Origin of the sequence: Noviherbaspirillum suwonense (assembly GCF_900182955.1) — a bacterium.
Lineage (GTDB): Bacteria > Pseudomonadota > Gammaproteobacteria > Burkholderiales > Burkholderiaceae_D > Noviherbaspirillum_A > Noviherbaspirillum_A suwonense.
This window is the reverse complement of the sequence record NZ_FXUL01000024.1, coordinates 47,995-63,792: the sequence shown is the minus strand read 5'-3', so window position 1 is coordinate 63,792 and position 15,798 is coordinate 47,995. Positions and strand designations below refer to the sequence as shown.

General features: G+C 59.5%; 11 protein-coding genes and 4 pseudogenes. 4 read left to right on the top strand and 11 right to left on the bottom strand.

Features of this window, described 5'->3' with window-relative positions; genetic code table 11:
- Window positions 1-23 precede the first annotated feature (23 nt).
- From QOL82_RS23615 to QOL82_RS23590, 7 genes are all read right to left on the bottom strand, one after another.
- Window positions 24-1,220 carry an IS701 family transposase gene (locus QOL82_RS23615; protein WP_430438536.1) on the bottom strand — a complete coding sequence of 399 codons (1,197 nt, stop codon included), beginning with the start codon at window positions 1,218-1,220 and terminating at the stop codon, window positions 24-26.
- Between the two features lie 43 nt (window positions 1,221-1,263).
- Window positions 1,264-1,473, bottom strand: a complete 210-nt coding sequence (locus QOL82_RS29315) for a transposase (RefSeq protein ID WP_430438535.1) — start codon at window positions 1,471-1,473, stop codon at window positions 1,264-1,266.
- A 107-nt stretch (window positions 1,474-1,580) separates the two neighbouring features.
- Complete coding sequence (locus QOL82_RS23610) at window positions 1,581-2,789, bottom strand: ABC transporter substrate-binding protein (protein ID WP_283444765.1); 1,209 nt, start codon at window positions 2,787-2,789, stop codon at window positions 1,581-1,583.
- Window positions 2,790-3,581: 792 nt separating this feature from the next.
- Window positions 3,582-4,013 (bottom strand): Zn-ribbon domain-containing OB-fold protein, encoded by a 432-nt coding sequence (locus tag QOL82_RS23605; RefSeq protein ID WP_283444764.1) that lies wholly within the window; start codon window positions 4,011-4,013, stop codon window positions 3,582-3,584.
- Window positions 4,010-5,212 (bottom strand): thiolase C-terminal domain-containing protein, encoded by a 1,203-nt coding sequence (locus QOL82_RS23600; RefSeq protein WP_283444763.1) that lies wholly within the window; start codon window positions 5,210-5,212, stop codon window positions 4,010-4,012. Before QOL82_RS23600 ends, QOL82_RS23605 begins: the two co-directional genes overlap by 4 nt.
- A gap of 26 nt (window positions 5,213-5,238) precedes the next feature.
- Complete coding sequence (locus QOL82_RS23595) at window positions 5,239-6,861, bottom strand: class I adenylate-forming enzyme family protein (RefSeq protein ID WP_283444762.1); 1,623 nt, start codon at window positions 6,859-6,861, stop codon at window positions 5,239-5,241.
- A gap of 76 nt (window positions 6,862-6,937) precedes the next feature.
- Window positions 6,938-7,717, bottom strand: coding sequence for a nitroreductase (locus QOL82_RS23590; protein ID WP_283444761.1), 780 nt, complete (start codon window positions 7,715-7,717; stop codon window positions 6,938-6,940).
- Here QOL82_RS23590 and QOL82_RS23585 point away from each other — a divergent pair.
- Together QOL82_RS23585 and QOL82_RS23580 are read left to right on the top strand one after the other, a co-directional pair.
- Entirely contained in the window at window positions 7,716-9,683 is a 1,968-nt protein-coding gene (locus tag QOL82_RS23585; RefSeq protein ID WP_283444760.1) for an AMP-binding protein, read from the top strand. The two genes, QOL82_RS23590 and QOL82_RS23585, sit on opposite strands and share 2 nt — an antisense overlap.
- Window positions 9,684-9,778: 95 nt before the next feature.
- Window positions 9,779-9,916: pseudogene (locus QOL82_RS23580) on the top strand (IS6 family transposase); the annotation flags it as partial.
- A 365-nt stretch (window positions 9,917-10,281) separates the two neighbouring features.
- Here the strand turns inward: QOL82_RS23580 and QOL82_RS23575 are convergent.
- Window positions 10,282-10,968, bottom strand: a pseudogene (locus QOL82_RS23575) (IS3 family transposase); the annotation flags it as partial.
- 123 nt (window positions 10,969-11,091) lie between these two features.
- On the opposite strand from QOL82_RS23575, the pseudogene QOL82_RS23570 reads away from it, so the two are divergent.
- Window positions 11,092-11,604 (top strand): annotated as a pseudogene (locus QOL82_RS23570) (IS4/Tn5 family transposase DNA-binding protein); the annotation flags it as partial.
- Here QOL82_RS23570 and QOL82_RS23565 read toward each other — a convergent pair.
- The 3 genes from QOL82_RS23565 to QOL82_RS23555 all read right to left on the bottom strand — a co-directional run bounded on the left by QOL82_RS23565 (window position 11,580) and on the right by QOL82_RS23555 (window position 14,403).
- Complete coding sequence (locus QOL82_RS23565; protein ID WP_283444759.1) at window positions 11,580-13,202, bottom strand: cation-translocating P-type ATPase; 1,623 nt, start codon at window positions 13,200-13,202, stop codon at window positions 11,580-11,582. The pseudogene QOL82_RS23570 and the gene QOL82_RS23565 sit on opposite strands and share 25 nt — an antisense overlap.
- A 10-nt stretch (window positions 13,203-13,212) precedes the next feature.
- Complete coding sequence (locus QOL82_RS23560) at window positions 13,213-13,752, bottom strand: cation-transporting P-type ATPase (RefSeq protein ID WP_283444758.1); 540 nt, start codon at window positions 13,750-13,752, stop codon at window positions 13,213-13,215.
- A gap of 225 nt (window positions 13,753-13,977) precedes the next feature.
- Window positions 13,978-14,403, bottom strand: coding sequence for a universal stress protein (locus QOL82_RS23555; protein ID WP_283444757.1), 426 nt, complete (start codon window positions 14,401-14,403; stop codon window positions 13,978-13,980).
- A gap of 300 nt (window positions 14,404-14,703) precedes the next feature.
- Between QOL82_RS23555 and QOL82_RS23550 the strand changes: the two are divergent.
- Window positions 14,704-15,432, top strand: a pseudogene (locus QOL82_RS23550) (YoaK family protein); the annotation flags it as partial.
- Window positions 15,433-15,798: the final 366 nt, after the last annotated feature.

The window sequence follows — 15,798 nt, the reverse complement described above, 5'->3', positions numbered from 1 at the left end:
CAATTCCCGGACGCTGAGCCGCACTAATGTAATCGTCGCTGCTTCCAATCCTGCATCGCGCCGCAGGAAGTCTTTTTTTTAAACATCGGGCGTTGGTCAGCAATAGCATACAAGACGGTCAGGTACGCGTGCGCTGTCATTGCCAGCGTGATATGCCGATACCAGCCGTGCCAGCTGCGTACCTCATACTGGTCCAGCCCGACCTCGCCCTTGGCGGCTTCGAAGCATTCTTCAATCGCCCAGCGGGATCCGGCCACCCGAACCATGTCCTGCAGGGGGCAGCCTTGGGGCACATAGGCCACGTAGTAAGCGATGTCTTTTGGATTGGCGACGCTACGACGCAGTAGCAGCCAGCGTTCGCCTGGTATCTGCCAGCTCAGCAGGGGTAACCTGGCCCAGTCATACAGGCGCGGCCCCTTGGCCCCATTGCCAGCAGCCAGCCGCACCCAGTCGTCGGCATTGGCAGTCGCAGCCAACTGCTGTACGGTCGCCTGCCGCATCGAGGGCAGCCAGACGTATTGGTGAGAAGCCAGTGCCATGACGTGCCAGATGTGCTGTTGCTCCAGCCAAACCCGCAGACGACGGTTATTGCCATACACCTCATCTGCCGTAAACCACCTAAAAGCAACACCGGCTTGCACTGCACGCTCAATCATTTGACGCGCCAATTCAGGCTTGGTAGCAAAGCAGACACTGTCGGGGACCTTCGCTGCCCGGCGGCTTTCCTGGTTATCCGCCCATTCCTTGGGTAGATAGAGTTCCCGGTCAATGAGGAGCCTTCCCTTGTCGCTGACATAAGCCAGAAACACGCCGATCTGGCAGTTCTCAATGCGGCCTGCGGTGCCGCTGTACTGCCGTGATACGCCGACCGAATGGGTGCCCTTCTTCAAGAAGCCGGTTTCATCCGCTACCAGTACCGCATCCGGATCTGCCAAGTACGCCAGCGCGTAGTCGCGCGCTTCATCGCGTACCGCGTCAACATTCCAACGTGCCCGGTCCAGCAAATGCTGGATGCTATAGGGCACGGCATGCCCGGTCGCTTCCGCCAATTGCCAGCCATTCTTGCGTTCGACGGGTCGCAGCAAGCCTTGCAGATAATCCCTGGCCCGCTCCTGCATTTCCTTACGGCCAAAGTGCATGCCAATTCGATCCAGCAGCGTATCCAATGTCTGCTGCCACGTCCGGCTTGCGTCCTGATATTTCCGAATAACCTGATCCATGATCACCACTCCGAGAAGTCGCAACCCTGGCTTTCAGCATAGACTAAAAATTTGTAATTACAACTGTAGTACTAGGAGGTGACGTCGGAGTCATCGATCCGTGCCTGGCAGCTTTGACCCAGTTCGCCAACGTTCCCTTGGGGAGTGACAGCCCCAGCGCCGTCGCTTCGAGGGATACCCCCAGTTCCAGAATCACCTCGAACGCTTCGGCACGAAACTCCGGCGTATAGGTCCTCAAATCTGTTCTCGTCATGCTTTCTCCCATTGATTCAATTTATCAAACAGGAGTGTCCACAGAACTCACGCTACCTCAGCGTGCCTGTGCTTTCGGAAAGCCCTTTCCAGCCGACCTTCTATAATTTACTTCCACAGTGCGCATTTGGATTCCGCCCTACTCGTGAAAGCCTGATCGCCTGGAATGCGCTCGCCGCCTTTGTAATAATCCCATGGATATTTAGATTCGCTTGGAGCCTTGACCTGCCTGAGATACAGATCGCTCACCATCCTTCCGTCTACTCGAATCGTTCCGTTCTTGGTCAGCATGTCGTTGATCGGCGTTGCCTTCATGTTAGACAGCACCTTTTCCGCGTTATCAGTGCCGGTAGCCTTCACAGACTTGAGGTAATGCAATGCGGCTGAATAGCTCGAAGCCTGGATGCTATTAGGCATCTTTTTCATCTTATCGAAATAGCGCCTGGACCAAGCGCGTGACTCTTCATTTTGGTCCCAATACCAATTATCAGTCAGATACATGCCTTGCGTCTGACTTAGACCCAGCGCATGCACATCATTGACAAACATGATCAGGCCGGCCAGCTTCATGGTCTTGGTGATTCCGAATTCATTGGCTGCCTTAATCGCATTAATAGTATCGCCGCCCGCATTGGCCAGCCCAAGTATCTGGGCCTTCGACGACTGCGCCTGCACTAGGAATGAGGAAAAGTCGGAAGCATTGATCGGATGTTTTACGCTGCCGATTACCATGCCGCCATTCGCTTTGACGATGTCAGACGTGTCTTTCTCGAGGGAGGCGCCGAAGGAATAGTCTGCGGTCAGAAAATACCAGGACTTGCCGCCTTGCTTAACCACTGCCGAGCCGGTACCCTTGGCCAGCGCTACCGTGTCGTAGCCGTAATGGATGGTGTATCCATTGCATTCTTCATTGGTCAGGCGCGCCGTGCCGGTGCTCACTACTAGCAAGGGTTTGTTCTTTTCATTCGCAATCTTGGATATCGCTAGCGCCGCGCTCGAATTAGTCCCGGCCATCAATACATCGACGCCATCCAGGTCCACCCACTCTCGCGCCTTCCCAGCGGCGACATCAGCCTTGTTCTGATAATCGGCGAAGAGCAGTTCGATTTTCTTGCCATTGATCGAGTTCCCCGCATCAGCTATTGCCAACTTTACCGCTTCAACGACGCCTTGCCCGGTTACGTCGGCGTACAAGCTTGACAGGTCGATCACCAAGCCGATCTTGATGACATCCCCTGAAATATGCGCAAAGGAAGGCGGCGATGAGGCCGATGCAGCCAATGTAAAAACTGCCGCAGCAAGCGCTTTTAATTTCATGGTCTTTTCCTTTAAGAAATGGTCGGGACTGAAACATTGTATTCGTACTGCTCGCATCAAACCGGCATGGGCAGATCGGCACTGAATGCGGGACTTCTTTTCACACAAATGTCCTAGCAGCCAACGTTTAGCCAATGTCGAGGAAGCGCAGATGGAAGAACCCGCGCCAACCATTGAAAGTCAGGTGTTCCAATACCGCCTTGACGATGGCAGGGCCTCAATGAACAGATAGGCAGGCGGCTACAAAAAACTACGGCATATCCGCTGTAGATGCAACGATGGTGCTGTTTACTTCAAATAGTGACGAGAAGCTTACCCTCGCGCTTGCTTCCCAGTCAACCGTTAGGTAGACCGCGATGTTATTTTGCCATTTATAGATCTATTGAATTTCAAGTGGGTTATGCTGCATCCGGCTTGATTTTTGTAAAGTCGAATTTTCTGGCGTTCAAGAAAATTGTGTGGTCCGACTGTATTCAACAAAGAGCGCACAAAGAACACCTGGTCACGCCAGGAAGCGTCGAGCCCCACCTACACAGGGTCGGCGTCTTTGCAAGCACGAAATCATCCTCCCATTAATGTCGTCTTTCCATAGCGGGCCGACGCAACGATGGCCACGATCCGATCACGCATGGACAACGCGCAATCGCCCGCTGCGCAATCGCGGCCGTCGTCAGGGCAGGCGCGCCCCTCGACTACCGCTTGGGAGGACGACGCAGCGAAATGGGGCCAGCGAAATCTCGCTTTGGGTTGGTCATCCCTTCACACACTCGGAAGGCGCACGAAGACGCTGTTTCACGTTTGAAGTCCGGCCGCCCGGAATCGCGGCAGCGACACACCGCCATCGACAGGCTCGCAAACCAGCTCGACCGCCATGTCGAAGGTGACCGCGGAAGGGTCTGGACCGACAAAGGCGCTGATCATTCGCGGACCTTCTTCAAGTTCGACCAACAGCACGGCATAGGGCGTGTCCTGTTTGAAGGCCGGCCCGGGCGCCCGGTGGACCACGCTGAACGAATACACCTTGGCGCGGCCGCTGGCGGCACGGTGCTCAAGGCGCGTGCTACCACACTCACGGCAGATCGCCTGCTGGTAGAGCTGCACATGACCGCACGCAGGGCAGTGCTGCAGCAGCAGCTTGCCCTCCTGAATGCCACGCCAATAGGTTTGCGAATCCGCATCCGGTGTCGGCCGCGGCTTGAGGTGGGCATCCTTCGGGTTGATCACAATGTGGCCTCCGTTCCCAGGACGGTGGTGGCGTTGGTCGCAAAGCCCGCGCCCAGGCTATGCACCAGGCCGAGTTCAGCACCCGCGACCTGGCGTTCACCGCAGCTTCCGCGCAGCTGGTTGACGACCTCGTAGAAATGAAACAGCGAGCCCGGCATGCCCGAGTGCGCGAACGACAGCAGGCCGCCATGGGTGTTGCAGGGAATGGCGCCGCCGTAGGTGATCTGCCCGTCCTCGACGAAGCGCCCACCCTCCCCCTTGGGGCAGAAGCCGAGGTCCTCCAGCATCATGATCACCGTGCCCGTGAAGCAATCATAGACCCCGGCCACGTCGATGTCCTTCGGCCCGCAGCCCGCCATGTCGTAGGCCCTGGCACTCGACTGCACGGCGCCCGTGGTGGTCAGCGAGGGCATCAGGAAGATGTGCTCGTGCGTGTAGCATTCGCCGCCGCCGAGGATGTAAATAGGCTTGGCAATTCCCAGCGCCCTGGCGCGCTCGGCCGAGGTGACGATGAAAGCCGCGCCACCATCGGAGATGAGCGAGCAGTCGAGCTTGTGGTAAGGCGTTGTCACCCAGCCGGAATTCAGCACGTCATCAACATCCAACTGATCGGTCATCTGCGCGCCTGGCGTGCGCCGTGCATGGTCGCGGTGGATCACTGCGACCTTGGCGAACTGCTCGGAAGTAGTGCCGAATTCTTTCATGTGGCGGTGTGCGGTCATGGCGAAGGTGTTGGCCACGGGAATGCCGAAGGGCATTTCGTATTGCTGGTCCCGGCTTTCGGTCATGGAGCGCAGGGCCAGATCGGGCGACAGGCCGGTTAGCAGGCTGTCGCCGCCCACCACCAGTACGGTCTCTGCCAGGCCGCCGGCAATGGCGGCGGCGGCTATGTTGAACATCGTCGCCGCCGTGGCGCCGGAGACCTGCAGCGTGTTGGAAAACGTGGGCTGTATGCCCAGGTACTCGCTGAAGGCCACGCTGAAACGGTGGAACGGAGAGGCAAAGGCGGAGCTTGAGAGCACGCCATCGAGCTGGTGCTTGCCGATGCCGGCGTCGGCTAGCGCCTTGCCTGCCGCGTCGGCGGCCAGCGCGAGCGCGCTCTTGCCCGGCACGCGGCCAACCGCGGAAATGCCGGCGCCGATGATCGCGGTTTTACCCCGAAGCGTATGTGTTGAAGAAGCGGATTTGATGTTTGCCATAACAGGGTCCAGGGGTTGGGGTTGATTCAGGCGGCCGCTGAGCGCACACGTTGTCGCAACTGTGCCTTCAAGATTTTTCCCACCGGATTGCGCTGAATGGTATCAAAGTACTCGATGTGCTCGGGCAACTTGTAGGCCGCCACGCCGATTTGTTTCAAGTGGCCGATGACAGCCTCCAGCGTCGGCAGCTGGGCCTTGTCCTTAGGCACGACGTAGATACAGGTCTTTTCGCGCATGATCTCGTCGGGCACCGCCACCGCCGCCGCCTCCTGCACGCCGGGATGGGTTAGCACCAGGTTCTCGACCTTGGCAACACTGAGGTTGAAGCCGCGAATAACAATGTCCTTTTTCCGGTCAAAAACCCCGATGTGGTGCGCATCGCGCAAGATGAAGAAGTCACCGGTGCGGCAAAAACCGTCAGGCGTGAACGTGCTTTTCGCCAAGTCCGGCTGCCGGTAGTAGCCGGCAAACACGGTGGGCCCGCAGTAGACCAGCTCGGCCCCTTGGCCAGGCTGCGTGCATTCGGCGTCGGCCTCGTCGAACAGCGTCATCTCGACACCGCGTATGCCCGAGGGCCACGCAACGCTCGGACGACCCCACCACGGAAAGTGATCGGCCCGCTTGGCGAAGTCGGGCACATCCCGCGCGCCGGCAAACACCGCTGTGCCTTCAGTCTGCCCCCAGGTATGCAGGATTTCGATGTTCCAGCGCCGCTTGAACTCCCCCATGCTCCAGCGCGAGCACTGCGCCGAACCCGACGCGATGCAACGCACCCCGGAAAAGTCGAGCTGGTCGACATTGGGCAACTTGAGGATTATGTTCAGCACGGCCGGCACCAGCAGGAGAAAGTGCACCTGGTCTTGCATCAACTGCTTGACTAGCAGCGGCATGTTCAGCGAGTGATGCAGAAGCGTCGTGCCACCGATGGCCAGCGAGGCCAGCCACGTCGCCACGCCGGTCGTGTCGACCACCGGCGCAGTCGCCAGCACCCGGTCCCCTTCGCGTAGTCCGGCTGTCTGCGAGATTAGGTTCATCTGAAAGAGCCAATTGTTGTGCGACATCGGGCCCCCCTTGGAAAGAGCTTCGGTGCCGGACGACCAGCACAGGGTGAAAATGTCATTGCCATCGACGACGCTGGCATCCAGCCGGGCCGCGTCGACCGCACCGCGCGCTATTTCGGCGATGCGCTCGATCGGCAGCGCCACAAAGCCGCTCTTCTCGGCGATGGCCAGTCGATTGGCACCCTTAAAATCACGCATTCCGAAGAAGAAACGCGCATCGGCAAACTTCTTGACGTTCTGAAACTTATTGGCGCGCCATTGAATCGGCATCGGCGCGAGCACGCCGCCGGCGTGGCTGACCACCAGAAACATGGCGACCAGCTCCCAGACGTTGAGCAATTGCACGATGACGCTCTCGTCCTTGCGCAAACCCATGTCCAGCAGCCCGGTCGCGATGGCATCGACCGCTGCCGACAACTCCCGATAACTCAGGCTCTGTGCCGCTGTGCCGGTAAGATCCGGCCGATCCGCCGGGTTGACCACGGCGGGTCGCTCCGGCGCCTTGGCCGCCATCTTGCGCAGCGTGCGCCGGCCCCAGTGGCCGCTTTCGGTGTAGCGCTTCAAAGCCTCTGTGCTGTGCAGAATCATGATCAGCCTGCTCTTTTAATGTATTGCCGGGCAAAGGGAAGACGCATCTACTGGCGCGCAATCCCAGCAATCGGAATCAGAAACCGTGAAAGCTAGCGAAGGCCTCCACCTCGGCACGCTCGGTGATGAGAGCGTTCTCCGGGGCTGACAGATCCTCGTGCCCGAGGGCGATGCTGCAGGCGAGAATTTTATGGTCGCTGATAGGCATTTGAGCACGCGCCACCTTGTGGTACCAGGCAAACGCCTCCTGTGCGCAGGTGTGCAGGCCCTGCGCGCACGCCGCCACCAGGATGTTCTGGATGAATATGCCCAGATTTATGAAGCTGCCGGTGTTCAGGCGCCGGTCCAGCGTGACGAGCAGCCCGACCGGCGCCTTGAAGAAGGTGTAGTTGCGCAACATCTGATGCTCCCGCGCCGCATCGTCGCGCGCGATGCCCAGGCTGGCATACAGGCCGAAGCCGCAGCGGCGCCGGCGCTCCAGACAGGGCTCGACCCAGGTCGTGGGGTAATACGCGTACTCGGGCCGGTGGCGGTCGGGCTCGTGCGTGGCCGCATCGATTAATGCCTCGCACAGCCGCTGCCGGGCTTCGCCCGCCACCACATACACCTTCCACGGCCGCACATTGTTGCCACTCGGGGCCCGCGCCGCCACGCGCAGGATATGGTGTACGACCGAAATGGGCACGGACGTGGATAGAAACCGCCTGACCGATTTCCGGCTGCGGATCGCTTCATCGACATGCACGGATAGACCGCCTTTCTGTGCTTTCTGACTGCGTAGCGTTACGGAGAAGAAACGATGCGCGGAGAATGGACCGCTGGACTCCAACACGACGTTCGGATACGATTCAGCCATGAATTCTACCAAACAACTGTTTGATTGGGTACCCACTCCTGAACTGATGGCGCAGTCCAACCTGACCGCCTTCCTTCGCAAAGTGGGTGAGTCCGATTTCGAAGACATAAGTGTCCGTGCCGATGCCGACCCGGCCTGGCTGATGCAGGAAGTCTTCGAGTTCTGCGACTTCCGCTTTTACCAGCCTTACACGCAGATGCTCGACACCTCGCGTGGCATCGAGTGGGCACAATGGTGTGTCGGCGGCACCACCAACATCGTGCTCAACTGCCTGGACCGGCACCGTGGAACGACAGTGTGGGACCAGACCTTCCTGGTGTGGGAGGGCGAAGACTCGAAAAACCGCAAGACCCTGAGCTACGGCGAGTTCGATGCGGAGGTCTGCCGCCTGGCGGCGGCGTTGCAGTCGCTGGGCATCGGTCCGGGCGACCGGGTCGGCCTGTACCTACCCAACCTGCCGGAAACCTTTGTCGCGTTTTTTGCCGTGCTGAAGATCGGCGCCGTCTTGATGCCCTTGTTTTCAGGCTTCGGGCCGCAACCCATCGCCGCCCGCCTGAACGACGGCGAAGCCAAGGCGGTGCTGACAGTGGACGGCACCTGGCGGCGCGGCACGCCCGGCATCATGAAGTCGGTGCTGGACGAAGCACTGGCTGAAGTGCCCAGCGTGCAGCATGTGGTGGTGCTGCGCCATCTGGGTAAAGCGTTCCCCTGCCCGATGACACCGGGACGCGACCACGACTGGGCCAGCCTGGTTGCCGGCCAAACCCACGACATGCCCACCGCCGAGATGGCCGGCGACGCCCCCGCTGTGCTGCTCTACACCTCGGGCACCACCGGCAAGCCCAAGGGCTGTGTCTGGACGCACGTCGGCTTCCTCGGCTCAATGGTCACGCGCGACATGCACATCTGCGCCGATTTCAAGCCCAGCGACCGTTTCTTCTTCATGAGCGACATGGGCTGGATGGTGGGCGCCATGTGCGCCTGCATTCCCAGCTATTTCGGCGGTAGCCTGCTGGTGGCTGAGGGCACGCCCGACTACCCCGACACGGGCCGCTTCTGGCGCTTGGTGCAAGACCACAAAGTCACCTATCTGGGTGTCGCGCCCACGCTGATCCGCAGCCTGATGCGCTACGGCGACGAAGAAATCGAGCGCTACGACCTGTCCTCGCTGCGCATCACCTGCTCCGGCGGCGAGGCCTGGACCGAGGCGCCCTGGCGCTGGTTCTTCAAGCACGTCTGCAAGGAACGTCTGCCCTTCCTCAACATTGTCGGCGGCACGGAGGTGGGCGGCTGCAATTTCACCGGCACCCTGCACCATCCTTTGCGGCCAGGCTCGTTCGGCGCGCGCGCGCTCGGTGTCGGGGTCGACATTGTCGATGATAGCGGCCAGTCGGTCGGCGCGGGCCATGTCGGCGAGCTGGTGCTGCGCAACCCCAACATCGGCTTCACCAAAAGCCTGTGGCGCGACGACGAACGCTACCTCGACAGCTACTGGCGCACCATTCCCGACGTATGGGTGCATGGCGACTTCGCGATGCGCGACGAGGACGGCCTTTTCTACATCCTCGGGCGCAGTGACGACACGATCAAAGTCTCGGGCAAGCGCACCGGCCCGTCGGAGATCGAAACCCTGCTCACCGGCACCGGCAAGGTGTCGGAGGCGGCCGTGATTGGAGTGCCCGACGAGATCAAGGGATCGGCCATCGTCTGCGTCTGCGTGCCGATGCCCGGCGTGGCGGCGGACGAGGCATTACAGGCCGAACTGTCACAGGCGATCGTTTATGGCATGGGCACGTCCTACCGCCCACGGCAGGTGCTGCTGGTCAGCGACCTGCCCAAGACGCGCAACATGAAGATCATGCGCCGCGTGGTGCGGGCGGTCTACAAGGGCGACAGCCCGGGCGACCTGTCCTCTCTGGTCAACCCCGAGACGGTGACTGAGTTGCAGGGCAAGCTGGCAGGGTAATGGTTGGGCTGGCGGAGGCACTGGTTCTGTCGCATTAAGCGAGATGGCTCCCTCCGTCCGGTAGACTGCTGCCTTTGAAAAATGAACAGGCGGCCATGCTGAATACCAAAGGAATGCGATTTCCAGTCGACGTGATTCTGGTCTGCATCCGCTGGTACGCTGCCTATCCCTTGAGTTACCGGCATCTCGAAGAAATCATGCAGGAACGCGGAGTGGTGGTTGACCATTCCTCGTACATGAACGCCCCCGGTTTGCCAAGCCCTCAATTCATGATGGTTTGAAGGTAAAGATTGCACCCGTACATTCGGACTTCGTATGCGGCCAGTGGCCGCCATCCCTAATGGAATGTGCTGGTTGGCCCCTCAATCGACTTTACGCACTTTGTGTGCCTCGAGCTAAGAGGGCTTTGCCAACCTCGGTCTAACCTGTTTGCCATCACATCATGATTGCCTGCACAATCGGTGAAATCAACTACCTGGTGTTGCCGTTCCTGCTTGCCTTGCTTGCCTGAGCCACACCGATTACGCAGCAGCGTAATCGGTGTCACTGCCGGATCAATACTCCCCACTGGGGGCTGCGGCGTAATTCTTGGACTGGTTTATGCTGTAAATCCGAGGTTCTCTCGATATTCGAGGGGACTGAATGAGCCAAGAGATATCTTGATGCGTTTTTCGTTATACCAGCGGATGTATGAGTCTATTACTTCAATGAATTGCTCTATGGTTGTACCCTGCCAGTTTCGAGGGTAAAACAGTTCCGTTTTCAGTCGCCCGAAGAACCCCTCACAGGCAGCATTGTCGGGCGAGCATCCTTTGCGCGACATCGAGCGGGTCAACTTCGCATTATGCATCCGTGAGAGCCACCCAGGCCAGCGATAGTGAGCCCGGCGATCAGAGTGGATGATAGGCCGGTTATTGCAGCCGGGCACCGTCTCAATAGCAGCATCCAACATCGTGTTCACAAGGTCAGCGTCCGGACTCGTGCCGATGGTCCAGCTGACAACCAGACCATCGAAGCAGTCGATCATAGGCGACAGATACACCTTTCCAGCAGGGATTTGAAACTCCGTGATGTCGGTAAGCCATTTCTCATTCGGTGTCCCAGCTCGGAAATCCCGGTTGATGACGTTCTCTGCCGCAGGGCTGATTTCACCGAGGTAGGATCCATACCGGCGCTTTCTGTTGGCTGCATCTACCAAGCATTCCTGCTTCATCAGGCGTTGTACGACTTTCTCCGAAATGCACACCTGTCGCCTGTGGAGTGCGGCACGCATCCGCCTATAACCCATCTCGTTATACACAACTCCGACCTGCGGACTTCGGGCAACACAGCAGAAATTGATGCGTTTTGGTATAGCGGGTTGTAAACCTCGGCGAATTGGCGTTTACTCTATGCTTTTGCCAAGCCGATGAACAATCAAGCAGGAGTATGGGTGGACGAGGAATTTGAGGCGCTGGATCTGGGTGATCCAAGGCGAGACCGGCGTGCGAAGGAACTGCTGAAGCGCCTGGCGGCCAAGCCGAGCGGGAGTATTCCTGGCGCCTGCGATGGCTGGTCAGAGACCATGGCGGCTTATCGCTTCCTTGGCAATGAGGAAGTCGAGTGGGTCGACATCATGCAGCCGCATTGGGAACGCACGGCTACGCGCATGCAGCAGCATGCCGTGGTGCTGTGTATCGCGGACACGACCGAGCTCGACTTCAACGGCCAGGAGATGGAAGGCCTGGGACCGTTGAGCTTTGAGGCACAGCGCGGCATGTATCTGCACCCGACCTACGCCGTCACACCGGACCGGGAACCGTTGGGGATATTGGACGCCTGGATGTGGGCGCGCGAACCGCTGGATGAGAACGGACAACGCGGCGGCATCAAGGAAAGCACCCGGTGGATCGAGAGCTATGAACGCGTGGCCGAACAGGCAGCAACGTTCCGCAGGGATTTCCTGATGTTGTCGAAGATGCCTCGACCTTCGCGCACCGCTGCGACGATCGTGGCAAAGTTATCGTCCGCAAGAATCATCCTTGCCGCTTCCTTCGTTACTTCGGTTCCGGTCAGTCCCATCGCGATGCCGATGTCGGCCGACTTCAGCGCGGGCGCGTCGTTGACGCCATCGCCCGTCATGGCGACCACGTTGCCGGCTGCCTGCAAGGCGTCGACGATACGCAGCTTGTGCTCGGGCGCCACCCGCGCATAAACGGAGGTCTTGAGAACGGCATCGGCAAAGGCCGCATTGTCCAGTTCATCGAGTTCGAGCCCCGTGAGGGTGGGCGCGCCGGCTTCGATGATTCCCAGGTCCGCTGCGATGCGCGCCGCTGTACGAGGATGGTCGCCGGTGATCATGATCACCCGGATCCCGGCCCTGCGCGCTTCCCGGATCGCCTGCCCGGCCTCTTCGCGCGGAGGATCGATGATGCCCACGGTGCCGACGAAGATGAGGTCCTGCTCCAGCGCTGCCGCTACCTGCCGGTCTTCACCGGGCGCGAGAGGCCGGTAAGCCACCGCCAGCGTGCGTAGCGCCGCGTCCGAAAGCGTATCGACGTCGGCGAGAATCCGCTTGCGGGTAATTTCATCGAGCACGGCGACATCTGCTCCCACGCGCACCCGGCTGCATCGTTGAAGAAGAACGTCGGGCGCGCCCTTGGCGATGACCACGACCGCGTCCCCTTGTTCATGGTCCACCTCGAGCGTGGACATCATCTTGCGTTCGGAAGTAAACGGCATCTCGGCGATGCGCTCGAAACGCGCTTTGCGCCGCGCGGCGATGCCCAGCTTGTTTTCAGCGACCAGGAATGCCGCTTCGGTCGGATCGCCCTGTATCTCCCATTGGCCGCCTTCGATTTCGCGCAGGTCGGCATTCCCGGCCAGGCTTCCGCCGCTGAGGACGACGATGTTCTCGGCCAGCAGCGCGCCGGCGCCGAGTTCAGCGCCTTCATGTTCGAGCCGCCCGTCGGGCGCGTATCCCGCTCCGGTGACATAGGTGCTGCCCGACGCTGTCATCACCCGCTCGATCGTCATCTCGGCGCGGGTAAGCGTGCCGGTCTTGTCCGACGCAATCACCGTGGCCGACCCCAGCGTTTCTACCGATGACAGTTTCTTGACGATCGCATTGCGCGCCGCCATGCGCTGCACGCCGATGGCAAGCACCACCGACAGGATTGCCGGCAGCCCCTCCGGCACGGCTGCGACCGCCAGCGATACGCCGAGCAGCAAGACCGTGGTGAAGTCTTCGGCGGTACGAATGTCGGACGTGAGCATGATGACGCCTACCACGACGAACACGATCACGATCACCACGATGCCCAGCATGCGGCCGATCCGGCCGATCTCGTTCTGCAAGGGCGTCGGTTCTTCTCTGGTGGCGTCGAGCATCCTGGCGATCGAACCCATCTGTGTATCCATCCCTGTCGCAGTCACTATCGCACGGCCGTTTCCCTGCGCGATCGCGGTTCCCTTGAATACCATGTCCAGCCGGTCACCAAGCGCCGCCGGTCCCGGCAGCGTCGCGGCGTCCTTCTGCACCGAACCGCTTTCACCGGTCAGCGAGGCTAACGGTCAGCGAAGACGCCTGGACCAGGCGTGCGTCCGCGCCTACGGCGTCTCCCTCGGCAAGAATGAGCAGATCGCCGCGCACAAGCTGATCGCTTGGTATCCGCATCATATGTCCGTCACGTACCACCGCCGAAGTGACGGCAGTCATTTTGGCCAGCACCGCGACGGCATTCGCAGCCTTTGCTTCCTGCAGATAACCCAGGATACCGTTGAGGACCACGACCAATGTAATGACAATCGCATCCGTGGGCCAGCCGGCACGGCCTTCGATGAACCACGCAACCAGCGCAATCGAGATCGCGACCAGCAGCAGGTAAATAAGGGGATCCCTGAAGTGCGACAACAGACGACGCCAGGTCGGCTGGGGCTGGCTCGCACGCAGTTCGTTCGGCCCGTCCTCGATGATCCGGCGCGACGCCACTTCCGACGTGAGCCCGTTCTGCAGATCAGTGCCGAGCGCTTCGACGATCGCATCGGAGTCGAGGGTAGAGGGATCCCGGATCTGGTCGAACTTCGCCATGTCTTGCTCCCGGGTGATGCTGCATATGAAGCGTGCAGGTCATGAATTGCAGTCGAATGGATGACGATTGTGACTGCGCGGCTTAGATGACGGGTAGCCGGCCGGCTTTTATGCCTTTACAGGCAGCGCCGGGTGCGCCGTCACGCATTCGATATGGTCAGCGACCGTTTGCCCCGGGCATGTGTCGAGCCAGGTACTTCGTCGGGGCAGCAGAAGGACAATCGCCTAACGCACGATCAGGACCGGCACCGTGGTGACGGCAAGTACTTTGGTAGCGATCGATCCCATGACCAGATTACGAATCGCGCCGCTTCCATGGGACCCCATGACGATCATGTCGATGCCGTTTTTTTCCACATAGTCCCGGATCCGTTCGGCTATATCGCCGACCACGTACGAGGATTGGAAAGGAATGTTTTTTTCACGCAGGATATTTTCCGCCGGTGCCAGTGCTGCCCGGGATTCCTCTTTGTAGTAATTGTCGACGGCATCGGAGCTGAGTACAGCCCTGGCGCGGTTGGACGTCACCCCCGGCTCGACGTGGAAAATATGCAGTTGTGCGCCGTTTTGATGCCACTCCGGATGCGCGGCCACATATTCGGCTGCCTTGCTTGTAAATTCCGAGCCATCTGCTGCGAGTAGTATGTTCATTCGAGCCTCTTTGAGGTGGTGATGTTGATATGCGCATGGCTGGCATGCGCAGCGTCATCGGTGCATGGCGATGCAGAGGTCAATGCTAGGGTACAGCAAAGTCGCCCAGCCAGAGGGAAAAGAGTGACTGGCTGTCCGACCCATCGAGAACAGCCTGGGTTCCGGTACAGCTTGCCGGACGAATCGCGGCCGCCTTCAAGCCGGGAAACCTGGTGAAGCTTTTGCGAAACGACACGATCGATACTTGCAGTAAGATGGACTATTGCAGAATCCCTCGCGTGCCCAAGCCGAGCCATTTCCATGCCGATTCACTATGGCAGAAGGCTGACAGGTCGTCACCGCACCAGCGGCGCCAACCGGCATTTGAGCTTTGCCCTGGCATTTGTAGCGGGTGCCACGAATGCGGGCGGTTTCCTTGCAGTCCAACAATATACGTCCCATATGACCGGCATCGTTTCAGCCATGGCGGATAACCTGGAGCTTGGCAGCTTTGCTTTGGCCATGGCCGGCACCGGTGCGTTGCTGTCTTTTCTGATCGGTGCCGCCTGCACCGCAGTGATGGTGAATTACGCGCGAAGACACGGTTTATATAGCGAATATGCGCTGCCCTTGCTGGTGGAGGCGGCATTGTTGCTTTGCTTCGGCACGCTGGGAGCGCGACTCTCCGACATTACGGGACTATTTGTTCCGATGACGGTTATGCTGTTATGCCTCATCATGGGGCTTCAGAACGCCGTCATTACCAAGTTATCCAAAGCGGAAATCCGCACCACCCATCTCACCGGAACCGTGACGGATATCGGGATAGAGCTGGGCAAACTGTTCTATTGGAACTTCGACCGCTCGGATGAAAAGCCCATAGTGCTTGCAAACCGAAGCCGCCTGAAAACGCTTTGCCTGCTCGTGACATTCTTTTTCGCTGGTGGAATATCCGGCGCCCTCGGTTTCAAAAGTATCGGCTACCTGTCTACCGTTCCACTTGCACTGATTCTGATCGGCATGGCGACCGTTCCGGCTGCGGATGACCTGATGGTCCTATACAGAAAGTTGAGAGAAATAGTGTTTGTCCAAAGGGCCCGGATTCGCATGGCGTCTGCATGGCCATGTCCGGAACCATGCGCCGCCGGCTGGCGTGGAATTATCCGGAGCCTGGCCAAATCGACAGCGCATCGTCTGCCTTGACCTTCCTGCAACTGGAAGGTCTACAGTGAAATCTTGGATAAACGAGAAGGCCTTTGCCATGCACGACTCGCAGGTAACTGGAATGTCCTGCGCCGGATGCGGCGATATCGCAGAAAGGTGGGTACGGCGAATTGACGGCGCTGTGGAGGGCGACCTGCCGAGCAGGACGGTCCGGATGACAACGCCGGCGCGCCCTGAAGCTGTTCGGGCAGA

What these genes read in the sequence shown, in the direction of transcription:
- QOL82_RS23615 (WP_430438536.1), bottom strand. Translation starts at nt 1,220, where the DNA reads ATGGATCAGGTTATTCGGAAATATCAGGACGCAAGCCGGACGTGGCAG.
- QOL82_RS29315 (WP_430438535.1), bottom strand. Translation starts at nt 1,473, where the DNA reads ATGACGAGAACAGATTTGAGGACCTATACGCCGGAGTTTCGTGCCGAA.
- QOL82_RS23610 (WP_283444765.1), bottom strand. Translation starts at nt 2,789, where the DNA reads ATGAAATTAAAAGCGCTTGCTGCGGCAGTTTTTACATTGGCTGCATCG.
- QOL82_RS23600 (WP_283444763.1), bottom strand. Translation starts at nt 5,212, where the DNA reads ATGGCAAACATCAAATCCGCTTCTTCAACACATACGCTTCGGGGTAAA.
- QOL82_RS23595 (WP_283444762.1), bottom strand. Translation starts at nt 6,861, where the DNA reads ATGATTCTGCACAGCACAGAGGCTTTGAAGCGCTACACCGAAAGCGGC.
- QOL82_RS23585 (WP_283444760.1), top strand. Translation starts at nt 7,716, where the DNA reads ATGAATTCTACCAAACAACTGTTTGATTGGGTACCCACTCCTGAACTG.
- QOL82_RS23590 (WP_283444761.1), bottom strand. Translation starts at nt 7,717, where the DNA reads ATGGCTGAATCGTATCCGAACGTCGTGTTGGAGTCCAGCGGTCCATTC.
- QOL82_RS23560 (WP_283444758.1), bottom strand. Translation starts at nt 13,752, where the DNA reads ATGGCGAAGTTCGACCAGATCCGGGATCCCTCTACCCTCGACTCCGAT.
- QOL82_RS23555 (WP_283444757.1), bottom strand. Translation starts at nt 14,403, where the DNA reads ATGAACATACTACTCGCAGCAGATGGCTCGGAATTTACAAGCAAGGCA.